This is a genomic window from Haloferax sp. Atlit-12N, assembly GCF_003383095.1.
Classification (GTDB): domain Archaea; phylum Halobacteriota; class Halobacteria; order Halobacteriales; family Haloferacaceae; genus Haloferax.
In genome coordinates, this window is the sequence record NZ_PSYW01000002.1 from 711,399 (window position 1) to 724,794 (window position 13,396).

General features: G+C 67.3%; 9 protein-coding genes. All 9 read right to left on the bottom strand.

Annotated elements, in window-relative coordinates; translation table 11 throughout:
* Window positions 1-38: 38 nt before the first annotated feature.
* Window positions 39-1,703, bottom strand: a complete 1,665-nt coding sequence (locus C5B90_RS11915; RefSeq protein WP_233511979.1) for a hypothetical protein — start codon at window positions 1,701-1,703, stop codon at window positions 39-41.
* Window positions 1,696-4,668 carry an FtsX-like permease family protein gene (locus C5B90_RS11920; RefSeq protein ID WP_115881709.1) on the bottom strand — a complete coding sequence of 991 codons (2,973 nt, stop codon included), beginning with the start codon at window positions 4,666-4,668 and terminating at the stop codon, window positions 1,696-1,698. Before C5B90_RS11920 ends, C5B90_RS11915 begins: the two co-directional genes overlap by 8 nt.
* Before the next feature lie 192 nt (window positions 4,669-4,860).
* On the bottom strand, window positions 4,861-5,844 hold the full coding sequence (locus C5B90_RS11925; protein ID WP_115881711.1) for a CARDB domain-containing protein: 984 nt from the start codon (window positions 5,842-5,844) through the stop codon (window positions 4,861-4,863).
* 318 nt (window positions 5,845-6,162) lie between these two features.
* Window positions 6,163-6,453, bottom strand: coding sequence for a hypothetical protein (locus C5B90_RS11930; protein ID WP_115882503.1), 291 nt, complete (start codon window positions 6,451-6,453; stop codon window positions 6,163-6,165).
* Window positions 6,454-6,674: 221 nt separating this feature from the next.
* Window positions 6,675-7,478 carry a DUF502 domain-containing protein gene (locus C5B90_RS11935; RefSeq protein WP_115882504.1) on the bottom strand — a complete coding sequence of 268 codons (804 nt, stop codon included), beginning with the start codon at window positions 7,476-7,478 and terminating at the stop codon, window positions 6,675-6,677.
* A 259-nt stretch (window positions 7,479-7,737) separates the two neighbouring features.
* Window positions 7,738-7,938: a hypothetical protein gene (locus tag C5B90_RS11940; protein ID WP_004975735.1), complete on the bottom strand. Its 201-nt coding sequence runs from the start codon at window positions 7,936-7,938 to the stop codon at window positions 7,738-7,740.
* Window positions 7,939-8,209: 271 nt separating this feature from the next.
* The gene (locus C5B90_RS11945; RefSeq protein WP_115881713.1) at window positions 8,210-8,815 is read right to left on the bottom strand and encodes an acetyltransferase; all 606 of its coding nucleotides are present in this window, start codon (window positions 8,813-8,815) and stop codon (window positions 8,210-8,212) included.
* A 64-nt stretch (window positions 8,816-8,879) separates the two neighbouring features.
* Window positions 8,880-9,797, bottom strand: coding sequence for a hypothetical protein (locus tag C5B90_RS11950; protein WP_115881715.1), 918 nt, complete (start codon window positions 9,795-9,797; stop codon window positions 8,880-8,882).
* Window positions 9,790-13,059, bottom strand: a complete 3,270-nt coding sequence (locus C5B90_RS11955) for a 5'-nucleotidase C-terminal domain-containing protein (protein WP_199517482.1) — start codon at window positions 13,057-13,059, stop codon at window positions 9,790-9,792. Before C5B90_RS11955 ends, C5B90_RS11950 begins: the two co-directional genes overlap by 8 nt.
* Window positions 13,060-13,396 lie beyond the last annotated feature (337 nt).

Genomic DNA, 13,396 nt, shown 5'->3' on the forward strand with positions numbered 1-13,396 from the left:
CTTCATGCTTCACCTATGTATAGTGTACGGCTACTCGGTCAGACCGTCTGGTTCGTCGCGGCCGCGCACGTCGCGTTCCCGACCGGCCGGGACACCGAGACGGGGTCGTTCCCGGTGTTGGCGTAGACGACGTTGCGCGTCGCGGTCCACTCGGCGTACGTGGTGGCCGAGACGGTCCCCGGTGCGTTCGGGAAGAGGTGGGCACCGGTCGTCGTCCACGACTGCTGCGAGATGACGAGACAGTCAGGGCTTGGCCCGCCGGAGAGCCAGTTCGCGACGGCGCTGTAGCCGACCTGTGCCTTGAAGTAGTGCGCGCCGACCCGCGTCAGCGAGTGGTCGCTCACCCACGGCGCGTCGGTGTGCGTCGACGCGAACCGGACGCCCTCGAACTCCGACTCGTACGTCGTCGTCGGAACCGTCGCGGTGTCCATCGTGAGGTACGCGAGCGGCGCGGTGGCGAGCGTCGAGACGAGCACGAGCGCGACGAGCGCGAGACGGAGCGTTCGTCCCAAGGTCGAACGCGAGACGCCCTGCAGGAGGCGCACGAGAACGACGCCGACGAGCATCGCCGCCGGGACGTGAAGGAACGTCTGGGCGCGCATGACCGTGTCGTAGTACTCTGGGGTGAGCGACGCGGTGAGGCCGAACCCGATGATGGTGACCGGCGCGAGGAACATCGCCGTCGGTATCGCGCCGCCGCGGTACGACTCGAACAGTTCGAGCCCGAAGGCGGCGGTGACCGCGAACACGCCGAGAATCGCGACGAGCCCCAAGATGAGCGGCGGCGTCTGGGTCGTCCCCGGGAATATCGGCGAGACGGCGTTGAGCCCGACGATGGCGAAAAAGGAGCCGACGACGGCGAGGTACGAGACCTGCTTGACCCGGCGGCCCGTCTGTTGGACCCACACGATGCCGATGGCGAGGAGGATGAGCCACGCGAGGAAGAGCCCGGGATAAGCCATGACCCGATTCACGTACGGGACGCTGAGCGTCGTCGATGACTCGGCGAAGCGGTAGTACGCGAACATGTACGCCCAGAAGGCGACCGCGAGTGCACCCGGCCCGAGCACCGACCGAAGCGAGAGCCGCACGGAGACGTGGCGCACGACGAGCGCGGTCACGACGAGCGCGGCGATGAACGTCGAGAACGTGTGCGTCATCGGGAACACGGCGAGGAGCAGCCCGACGACGAGCCACCAGCGGAGGCGCTGACTGCGGAGCGCGAGATGCAGGCAGAACGCGAGCGTAATCACGAGGAGGATGCCGAGAATCTCCTCGTCGGGAACGGCGGTCCGACGGAGGAACAGCCCCTGAATGGCGAGGAGTGTCGCCGTCACCGCCCCGACCGCCGTGGCGGTGTCGTCGCGCGACCCGCTGTCGCGGAGCACGCGCCGAGCGACGACGCCGCCGACGAAACAGATAATCCCGCCGACGACCGTCGCAAGCGGCTGAATCGCTCGGAGGGGAACGGCGTCGGTGACGAGCGACACGACGCTCAGATAGGTGCTGAACACGAGGTTATCTGCCCGCTGCGTGAGGGGGAGCGACCCCGTCTCCGTGGCCGTCTTCGCTAACCACGCGTAGTCGAACCCGTCGAGCGTAGAGGGATAGCCGCTCCAATAAAGGGGGAGGGCGCGGAGGGCGAACGCGAGGGCGACACCCGCGATGAGAATCACGAATCCGCGGCGGCGTCCGTTACTCATTGGTGATACTTCCCTCTCCCTCGGGCGTCGGTATATGTCTATCCACTAAGAGTGCGGCAGGGTCCTGCAGCAACAGATAGCCCGTCGCGAGACAGGCGCTCGTGACCGCGAGTCCGAGGCCCGCGAGAACCATCCCGGCGACGACGCCGGGCGAGAACACCGGCGTGAGCGCGACGCCGAACACGCGGAGTTCGCCGAGTGACAGGAGCGCCGTCACGGCCGCGGTGGCGATGGCGAACGCGGCGACCGACGCGACGAGGCCGACTTTGAGCGTGTCGAAGAGGACGAGTCGGAGAACGTCGGTCCGGCGCGCCCCGGTCACGCGGTACACGCCGATGGTCTTCCGAACGCCGTAGGTGCTCCGCGTGAACGCCGCGGTCGTGCTCCCGACCGTCATGAGACTCACGAGCGCGACGACCGCGGCGAGGAGCACTTCGAGGTTCCCGAAGACGAGCTGAATCGCCTGTGCGATGCCACCACCGCTCGTGTAGCGACCGCTCCCCGCGAGCGCCGTCGCCAACCGCTCGTCGCCCCGGACGCGGTAGGTGAGCGTCGTCTCTTCGCCCGCGCCGACCTGCGACGAGATGGTGTACTCTCCGGCCGGCCGCTGGGGGAGAGTCGCCGAGACGCGACGGTTCCCACCCGGCGCGAGCGAGACGGCCCGCTCGACGTTCGTCCCCGGGCCGCGAATGGTCACCGTCGCGTTCAGCCGCTGTGCCCACGGGTTACTGAGTCGCGCCGTCACCGTCGGCGACGTGAACAGCGTGGGGGCCTGCGGCGAGAGCGAGAGCGTCTGGACCGGTCGCCGAGTCGCGTCGTCGGAGACGGTGAGCGTCGTGTTACGCTGTTGGCCGTCGGCGCGAACCGACACGACGGACGTCCCGGTCTCGTTGAACCGGACGCGGGTCGCCCCGCTCGCGTCCGTCGTCTGGGTCTGACTCCGGTCGTCGACCGAGACCGTCGCGTTTGCGACCGGCTCACTGCCCCGCGAGACGCTGACTCGCGGCTCGCTCCCGACGGGTATCGACGCGGGGACAGTCACGCGAAGTGGCTCGACGACGCGTCCTCGCTCGTCGACCGTCACCGACTTCGTCACGTCGGCCACCGAGAGGGAGACGGTGCCTGCCGGCGGCGTCTCGAACGCGACGAACGTCGTCGTCGACCGGCGACTGGGCACCGAGAGCGCGGCCTCCGCCGTCGCGTCGCCGAGCGTGACCGAGACGGGCCGCGAGGCGTCGCTCAGCCCGAGATTCGTGGCCTCGACGGCGACGCCGAAGCTCCCATCACGACGGGTGACCGTCGCGTCAGTGACCACGATTGTCGACGTGTTCGCGTCCCCGCTGGCGAGGCCGCTGGTTCTGATAAACTGAACCCCGTTATCCCCCGTCGTTGTGAGATGACGCGCCGTGTCGAGCGACACCAGCAGTTGGTCGTCTTGGACACCGGTCCCGGCGAACCGCCCCACGATTTCGATTCGCGTGATTCCGGGGGTCGTGCTGCCGCCGAGAACGAGCGTGTCGCCGACCGCGAGGTCGGTCGCCTCGGCGAGGCTCGCGCCGACGAGCGCCTCGTCGTCACCGGTCGGCTCCCGTCCCGCCGTCAGCGTCGTGTGCGCCAACGACTCGTACGCGGAGTAGTTCACCCCCCGGGCGACGAACGGCGTACTGCGGTACACTTCGAAGAGGAGAATCTCCGGGCTGACCGCGACGCCCTGACTGCGGAGCGCGGACGCGTACGACTCCGGAACGTTACTGGCGATGGGATGCGGTGCGTCCGGTTCCGTAATCGTCTGCTGTCCGACGCCCGACAGCGGGCCGACCGCACCGATGACAGCCGACAGCAACAGCACCACGCCCATGAACACGCTCAGCGTTGCGACGGTCGGTACGGTCGCCTCCCACCCGAGCAGTCGCGTCTCGAACAGTCGTTTGAACGGCGACCGGGAGCCTTCGACGGTCGGCTGTCCCGGCGACGACAGCCGGTCCAGCGGTTTCGTCGCTTCCGGGTACGACGCGGTCAGGCCGGCGACAACGCCGGCGACGAGAAGCACGGCGGCCGCCAGTCCAAGCAGTTGGACGACCGTCGGCGTGAGCGCGAGCGCGAGCGAGGTCGGGAGGCCAGCGTACACGGCCGCGTTCAGGACCGCACGGACGAGGATGACGCCGATACTGTATCCGAGCGCCAGCCCAATGGCCGCGAGTGTGATGGCGCGGAGCGTGTACACGCCGACGATTTGCCGCGGCGTCGCGCCCGTCGAGCGGAGCACGGCGATGTCCGGCCGCCGCTCCTTGACCGTGAGTCGGATGACGCTGTACGTCGTCACCCCGACGAGAATCCCGCTCGCGAGCGTCGCGAGTTGGAGCAGGCGGACCAGTTGGTCGGTGCCGCGGACGAAGAACTGGAGCGCCGACAACAGCGGCGTCGCCGGCTCGCCGTCCGCCCGTTCGATGGTGACCACCTCGGTCGCCTCGAACGCCGAAACCGTCTCGGCGCGGGTGACGTACCAACTATCTCGGAGGACCTGATGGCCCGAGCGGCCTGCGACCGTGACCGTCGTCGCCGTGTCGTCCGTTTCGAGCGTGGCGGTCTCACCGGAAGGCGGTCCGCCCACGACGGCGAGCGTTCCGGTGGCCGGTCGTGGGAAGTCGATTGTCTGTCCCCGGACGGTGAGGTCCGGCGCATCCGGCGGGATACCCACAATCGTCGCGGGCGTCCCGTCGACGGAGGCGCGAACCAAGACGAGTCGGACTTCAGAGTCGCTCGCGCCCGCGACATTCGACGGGGAGGCCGCGCGCTCGACGTGATAGCTCGTCCCGAACTCGTCGGAGATAGTCGTCGTCTGCTGGCCGAGCGAGACGCCGAGAATCGCGGCGCCGACGAGAAACGAGACGGTGAGGGCGATGACGAGCACCGCGAGTGTATCGCGCGTCTCCCAGCTGAACGAAAGTGCTCGACGGTAGCCCATTAGCGTTCTCTAACGCGAGACTCACGAGCACTCACATTAAGTGTGTGTGGTTCCGCTGACACCCCCTCCGACCGGGGACTGCACGTCCGCGGGAAGTCGGAGACTCGGGAGCGTACTGGAACTCGAAAAACGGTTACACGTCGATGCCTCGACTCCCGACCGCTCACTCGGATGGAGCGAGTCGAAAGCGAGTTACTCGGCCCGCAGACGCGCCGCACCGACGAGCGCGACCAGCGAGAGGAGCGCCGTCAGCACGCCGAAGCCCGGCGCTTGGCTCTCCGTCTCCGTCGGCGTCTCGGTCGTCACCGGGTCGGAAGTCGTCGTGGTCGGCTCGGCGACCGTGACCGTCGCCCACTCGCCACCGACGGAGAGGTTGTACGTCCCCGCCTGCTGGAACGCCGGGAGGAACACGACGGTCGATTCGTTGCCGGGGTCGAGGTCGGAGACGGTTTTCGTCGTTCGGACCGCCCCGCCGACCGTGAGGTTGACCGTCGCGTTCGTCGTCACGTCGCCGTCGTTCAGGACGGCCGCCGTGACTTCGACGTTCTCGCCGGTCTCGACATCGGTCGCCCCGACGGAGAGGTTAGTGACAGTTGTCGACGCCGTATCTCCGTCGCCGCCGTCGCCGGAGCCACTGTCACCATCGTCGCCGTCGTCACCGCCGCCCCCGGAGCCATCGTCCCCGGAGGAGGTCGCCACGTCGAGCTGTGCGGAGCGCTCCTCATTAACCGTGTAGTCGTTGCCGTCCTCGTCGCCGAGCGCGTTGACGTGAGGCGTGACCTCGGTTTCGGCTGCGCTCGTCGCGTTCCCCCTGACCGTGACGGTCGCGACGACCACCGAACCGGTCTGGTTCGTGTCGAGTCCGTAGCCGGTGAGCGTCGCAGAGCTGTTGTCACTCGCGTACGTCGTGTTGTTCTCAACCGTCTCGTGACTGAACGCGACCTGCGTGATGGCCGCCGTCTCGTTGGCGACCGAGAACGAGATGTTCGCCGCGCCGACGCCGCCGGAGGCGTTCGTCACGACCACGTCGAACGTCGTCGTCTCGCCGTTCCCGACCGTCTGGTTCGTCGGTTCGAGCGCAACGGCCGTCGACCCGGCCGCGGCGCTCACCCCGGGTGCGACGGCGAGCGCGAGCGCCAGCAGCAGCAGGAAGCCGTGCCGCGCTTTCAGTTTCATCTCGCATCCCCCAAACGGTTGGACACTGTCCAGATGACTCGCATTGAACCGGTCGTGTTCGAAGAACTCATAGTTAGTGTCGGATTGTCCGTCGAACCATCACGAGTCACGCACGGCGTGGATTGCGCGAAGCCGCGTCGGACGGCGGTCGGCAGCAGCCCCTCACGCGTCGTACTGCCGTGAATCGCCGTGCAGGCACGTGATTACTCCGACGTTCACGATATGACAAGAAGAATCAACCATGCTAATTGTTACGGTCAGTCGGAGGGTTGCCACTTCTGACAGGTGGCGGTCGTCGCAGGGCCGAGCGAGGTCACGTCACGCGTGGGCCGCCAGACGCGCACCGACTTTGTCGACGACGTCGAACAGCGCCTCCGGAAGCGGTTCGTCGTCCGGGAGGCCGACGGTTTTCACGAGGTCCGAATCAGTCGTGAGGCTGGGTGGCCGAGATGTCTCCCAACCGGTGACGACGACCGGCTGGGAATCGTCGACGCGACGAGTGACGCGCGCGGCGACCCCGCCTCGGTAGGACGGCGGTGCGTGGAGACAGACGACGACCGTCGGGTCTTTCGACGACGCGAGCTGGCGAAGCGCTTCAGTCTCGGTCACGTATCGGATTTCGACGTCGCTCTGCGGGTGCCAGGCCCGCTCTGGCGGCGGTCCATAGACGAGAACTCTCGGTGGCGGCCCCATGGGTACTCGTACCACACTTCGCAGAGCAGACATATAAATATTAGATACACTGACAGATTCGACGTCGTGGAGGCGATACCGCTACACGGCGTCTCCGAACATCGATGAGAAGGACACGAGAGATTCCGAGAGCCGACTCAGTCCTGTTTTTCCTTCCGCTCTCGCGTAATCATCGACTCGCGGATGTCCTGTAACCGCTCTGTGCCGCGGAGTTCGGACATGTTTACGCCGAGCGCGTCAGCGTCCTCGTCGGTGGCGACACCGCTCGTGAGGATGCTCCGGACGCCCTCCTCGACGGTCATGTCGATGTCGTACACGTCGTCGGCGGGGATGTAGGTGAGCAGGCCGCCGGTGACCGGGTTGGGCGCGAGCGGGAGGAACATCGAGACCATCTCGTTGTGGCCGGTCGACTGTTCGATGGTCGCGGGGGAACCGCCCGTCTGGAAGCCCAGTACGTACACGTCGTCGTCGAAACACTGGACGAGTTTCACGTCCTGGAACTCGTCGGCCCCCTCGTCGAGGACCACGTCGCCCATGCGGCGGAAACTCTTGTACACCGTGCCGACACCCGGAATCGACGAGATGACGAGGTCGAACACGCCGATGATTTTCTCGCCGTACTGGTTGCGGCCGATGGTCCCTACGACCGCGACGATGGCGAAGAGGACGAGCAGGGCGACCAGTTCGGTGAAGAAGTCGACGACGAACGAGTAGATACCGAGGTCGATGAGGAGCGTGATGAATTCGACGCTCTCGAAGCGGCCGATGATACCTGCCCAGCGTAGGAGTTCGATGAACGGTTCGAGGGCGTTTCTGACGAAGTCGATGCCGACGCGCAGGACGTACAGCGTGATGACGATGGGGATCATGATCGCCACGCCCGTCAGCAGGGTGTTATACACCCGTTCGTACAGCGATTGACCGGTCTCTTTGGCGCTCACGGCGAGCGTGCCCGGCGAGCGCGGAGGGTCTGCGGAGGACACGGCCGGAGATTCATGTGGGTCGTAAAAATAGTGTCGGCAATCGAACTGTCCAGATTTGTGAGGCGCGCTTCGGCGCAGTCGCTCGCGGGGGTCCGGTGACGAACGAGTCAGTCGAGAGCGGGGAAAAACGGGGACCGAAGCGGGCCAGATGGATTCGCGGGAGCCGTGAGCGACGACGGAAGCCGAGACGGTGGCCCGTGCCGTCTCGAAGGCGGGGTCAGGAGACGACTTCGAACCGACCGACCGAAAGGTCGACCGCGAGCTGCTCGCGCGGGTAGACGAATTCCTCGTCGTCGTACATCGTCCGGACGGTCTCGTCTTCGATTTCCACCACCGTCTGTTCCGTACACAGCGTCGAATGCCGGATGGTCGAACCCTCCGTAATTACGTGCGGGGCGACCTCGAGTGTTTGTGCCATCGTTTCACTAACGCACGGTATCGGGTATAATTCTTTCGCAGTTCTCGGCGATTGGCGTCCAAATGTAGCTATATAGTGGTATTGTCGGATGGATTGTACACTTTCTGTTGCAGTTGCCTTCACACCGATACGCGTCACTCTGACGGACCCGTACGGTCGAGTAACGACGGCAGTCGGGCGTCGGATGCGCTGCTATCGGGAGCATCACCACTCCCGGTCGGTCCTCACGTGATTCGACGTAGGCGGCGAGTCGGCGGTTCGCCTCGGTGCGTCAGTCGCGCCCGAACGGGTCGTGCTCGGGGAGTTCGTCGTCGAGGACGGCCGCCGCGGCGTCGACAAACGCGTCGTGCGCCGACAGCGCCTCGCGGAGCGCCTCGTAGTAGGCGACGGTGTCGCCCGCGAGGAAGTGAGAATCGACCCGCCAGAGCGTCCGCCCGGTGCCGAACTCGCCGGCCGGGAGGTCGTCGTGTTCGTCGCGCACCTCGTCGAGCGCCGCGACGAGTCGCTCGCGGAGCGCCGCGTACGGCGAGTCGCCCGAGAAGTCGGCGTCGCCGTGGATGCCGTCTTCGAGGTGGAGTTCGAGGCGGAACTGTCCGCGCTGGAGGGCGCGCGGCGTCGGGTAGTGCTCGAAGTGGAGGTCGAAGCCGCGGTCGCGGCCGCGCTCCCACGCCGCGGGCGTGACGCGGCCCCACGGCTTCCCCGAGTCGAGGGCGTGCCACGTGTGGGGACCCTCCGGCGGGGACGCACGGAGGTAGTCGGCCCACTCGTACTGGAGGACCTCACGAGCGAGCTTCGCTACGGCGTCGCGGGTCGCGTCGACCTGTAGCTCGTAGTCGAAATAGAAGCTCGTTTCGTCCGCGGTGTCCGGGCCGTTCATACCTCCCTGCTAGACGGCCACACGGATAAAGATTCGACACAGACCCCCGAGGGCCCGTGTTCGCTCAGTCCTCGCGCCGCGCCCGGCGTCCGACCCCGAACAGGAGCGCCGCGATGGCAGCGACCGCGGGAACGACGTCGAAGCCGGGGACGACGGTTGCCGTCGTCCGGCGCTCGGTCGTCTCGGTCGCGGACTGCGTGTCTGTCGCGCTGGCGGTCGTCGCACCGTCGTCAGTCGTCGTCGGACTCGCGGGCGACGCGGTTGCCGTTGGCGACTCCGCCGCCGACTCGGTTGTCGAAGGCTGGTCGGTCACGTCGTCCGACTCGTCGTCCGCGTCGGAATCGCCGTCCGACCCGGAGTCCGAACCGTCGTCGGTGTCGTCGCCATCGTCGCCATCGTTGGTCGAATCATCGGTGTCGTCGCCGGTGTCACCGCCACTGTCGCCACCGCCGGAACCCCCGCCACCGGCCGACTCCGAGACGGAGAGGTCGAGTCCCGACGTATCGGTGACGGTGTAGGAGTTCCCGTCCTCGTCGCCGAGGGTGGACACGGACACGTCGAGCGCGCCGTTACCGGTTGCGTCGGCGGTTTCGATGGTGACGGTCGCGACGGCGACCGAGCCGGCGTCGTCGGTGTCGAGGCCGACGACGCGAACCGAGGCGACCGTCCGGTCCTCGTCGTACGACACGTCCTGCAGTCGCGGGTCGGTGCCGTCAGGGGTGGCGACCTCGGCGATGCGACCAACCGACGCGTCGTCGAGTTCGACCGTCAGATTGTACGCGCCGACGCCGGCGTCGACGCTGTCGACGACGATGTCGAACGTCCGCGTCGAGTCGGGTTCGACGGTCGCCGCGTCGGTTCCGAAGCCGACGGTCGTGTCGGTCGCAGCGAGCGTGGGCGGCGCGAGGGCGCTCAGACAGACGAGCGCCGCGAACGCCGCGAGTGCGGTCCGGCCGGTCCAATTCGAGTTCGGCTTACGCATTCGTCGAGGCGAACAGCCGCTGCACGTCGCCCACGTCGACGCGGCCGTCGTCGTTGAGGTCGAACGCGGGGATGCTCGACTGGACCGGCTCGGCGTCGCGGTTCACGAACAGCGCCTGGGCGTCCACAACGTCCACGCTGCCGTCGCCGTTCACGTCCTCGAAGGTGCCGTCGCCGTCGTGGTCGGCCATCTCGCGGCCGTTGCCGGTGAGGTCGCCGGGTTCGACGCCGACCGGGCGGTTGTCGATGCGCGACACCGCGTAGGCCGTGCCGTTGGGGTCGTAGGTTGCCGTCTGGGTCAGTTCGAGCGCCGTCGAACCGCCGAGCGCGACGCCCTCGACCGTCACGGTCGCCAGAACCTGCGAGTCGTTCGCGTCGTCGGCGGCGTCGATGCCGGCGGCCTCGATGTGGACCGTACTGCCGTCGTCGCTGACGTTGACCGCCGCGAAGCCGGGTTCGTCGGGGAACTGCACGCCCGTGATGCGGGCCACGCTCGAATCGCCCACCGTGAGCGTCAGTTCGTACGCGCCGACGCCGTTGGCGGCGTCACTCGCGGTGATGTCGAACGTCCGGGTGTCGCCGAGGGGGACGGGCTGGCCGTCCGAGCCGACCGCGAGCGCGACCCCGTCGGCCGGTTCAGGCGTCGGGTCGGGCGTCGTCGCCTCACCGTCGAGGTCGGCGTTCAGCACGGCCGAGTCGAAGTTCTCGTACTGGCTCGAATACGCGCTGTCGGTGTAGTCGACGTAGAGGTCGACGCCCGAGTCCGGCGCGGTCACCGGCGTCCCGAAGGCGTCGAGGTCGCTCGTCGGCACCGTAACTGTGATGGTGCCGCTCGCACCGTCGTAGGCGACGTTCGTCGTCTCGACGTAGCCGCCGTTGCGGTCGGCGAAGGCGGCAGTTCCGCTCACGCCAGTCACGCGCGAGGGCGCGTCGATAGTGACCGTCGTCTGGCCGTCGCCGCTCGTCACGTCGACCGCGTCGGCGTCAAGCGCCGTGTCGACCCGGCGCATCCGGTCGTCGGACTCGGTGTCGACTTCGGCGGCCGCGATGGTCGAGCGGTTCTGCAGGTAGCCGATGACGCCGTCGGCCATCGTCGTGTCGTTCAGGACCGCGACGCGCGGCTTGTCGGCGAGCGGGTAGCCGCTGCCGCCGTCGGCGATGTAGGAGTTGGTCGCCAGCGTGTACGTCGCCGAGTCGTTGACGGGTTCGCCGTTCACCGTGAGGTCGCGAATCGTCGCGTCGCCCTCGCCGGGCGACGAGCTATCGCTGTGGGGCACCCACTCGAAGGTGACGCCGCTTACCTGCTGTTGGGTCTGGGTGCCGTACTGGTTGTCCATCTCCAGCGGCGTGATTTGGCTCTTGACGACCTCGCGGAGTTCCGCGCCGGTCACCTCGACCACGACGATGTGGTTGCCGAACGAGAGCGTCGAGGTAACCATCCCGCGGGTGATGTTGAACTCCTCGCCCGCGGCGTAGTCGCTCGGATAGAGCGTGTCGCGGATGCCGCCGGCGTTCGTCACGGCCACGTCGGCACCGGTGTAGCCACGGACGCCGTCGGTGACGAGGTGGCCCGTCGCGGAGTCGTCGGTGTAGCTGGAGCCGACGCCCGTGTGCTCGGGCATGACCGCCGTCGCGAGTTCCGTGTTGAGATAGTCCTCGCGGAGCGGGTTGATGTACGTCTGCCACGAGTCGTTGCGCGGGATGTCGGTCGTCACGTCGACGAGTTCGCCGGAGGCGTCGGTGACGCTCCCGTTGTCGACGGTCAGTTCCATCCGCATGATGGCGTTTGCCTTGCCGGTGGTCTCGCCGATGAGGACGCCGTTGGTCGTCTGCGGCGGGTAGCGCTGTTGGTCGTCGCCGGAGACGAGCGCGTCGATGCCGTCGACGTTCCGCGCGAGGTCCTTCGAGTCCGGAATGCCGACCGGAGCCAGCGCGACGACCACGTCAACGTCTTCCTCGTTTCGGAGCGTGTCGACGGTCCGCTGGGCGGCGGTCGTCGGGTCGACGACGGTGTAGCCGTTGCGCTCGATGACGCCGTCGGTCTTCGCGTTGATGGCCTCGTCGGTCAGGCCGAAGAAGCCGACTTTGACGCCGCCGCGCTCGACGACGGTGTAGTTCTGCGTCCCGGGGAGGTTCTCGCCAGTCTCCTCGTCGACGACGTTGGCGAGGAGCCACGGATAGGTCGACTCGTTGGCGATGGCCTCGAAGACGGCGAAGTCGTTCGTCCCCGCGTCCTCGTCGTAGTCGAGTTCGTGGTTCTGGACGACCTCGGCGTCGGGGTCGATGAGGTTCATCGCCGTCACCGGCGGCTCGTAGCCGTGTTCTAAGCCGTCGTAGTTGCGGAGGGCGTGCGGGCTGAGTTCGTCGCCGCCGCCGGCCACGAAGACGGGGCCGGAGGCGTTCGCGCGCTCGCGGTTGATGAGCGTAATCATTCGGCCGAGCTTGTCGTCGCCGGAGCCGGCGGCCGCCTTGCCGATGTCGTTGAAGCCGACGAGCGTGATTGTCGTCGCGTTCGCGCCCGCGGTGTCGTTACCGGCGTCGCCGCCGTCGTCACCGCCCGCGGGGGCGGTCAGGTTCGTCACCGACGCGGGCTGAATCTTGTACTCCTCGAAACTGTAGAACACCGGTCCCTCGATGGCGTCGGCGGTGCTGCCGACCTCCGAGGGTGTGGTGTCGTCGCCGGTCGTCACGTCGTCGATGGCGACCGCTCCGGAGCCGTCGGTGACGGCCCACTCGCCGTACTGGCCGGGCGTCGCCGTGACTTCCACGTCGCGCACGCTGACGAGCACGCTCTCGTAGGCCTCTTGGGAGACGTTTTCCGTCGCGAGACTGGTCGCCTCGGGGACCGACCCGCTTCCGGTCGTCGACAGCGAGGCGCTGTCGTTCGTCAGGTCGAGTTGGGTCAGGCCGTAGTACTCGGTGACGGGCGCGTCGACGCGCACCTCGTCGCCGGGGGTCGCGTCTGACGACCCGCCCGCGTAGACGTAGACAGCGCTGTGCCGCACGTCGGCCGCGGAGGCGTTCTGCAGGAAGAAGCCGTCGGCGTTCGTCGCGGTCACCGTCCCGGTGACGCTGACGAACTGCCCCGCGTAGGCCGAGGCGTCGCCGTCGGTCGTGTTCGACTGGAGTTCGGTGATGGTCACGGCCGCCGGCGCGGACGCGTTCATCGCCGACTGGACGTTCGAATCGAGTGCGCTCGCGTCCTCCCCCGCCGCGACGCCCGCCGCACCGGCGGGGAACGTCGCGGTCGTGAGTACTAACACCAGTAGCACCGTTACAGTACGACTGAGAGTGGTCTGTGGTGATGTGTGCGGAGGCACATCAGTCCGCACCGTGGCGGGTGTGATAACCGCTGGTAAGTGTGTTATATAGATGACAGAACTGCGATAGAGAGGTTCGTACGCCGTGGTTCGGTTCGGCTTCGCCTCGGTGGACACAACCCGACATCATCGCGCGGGGACCCCGGTACGAGCCGTTGGCCATCCACGGGGTGTTAGTGGTACGTACTTCCGGTAGCCGCAATAGGTATATTTAAATCCATTGGCCAATTGCGTGCCAGTTGAGAACGGTTTTCCACCTCCTCGATCCGGTGGTCGCCCC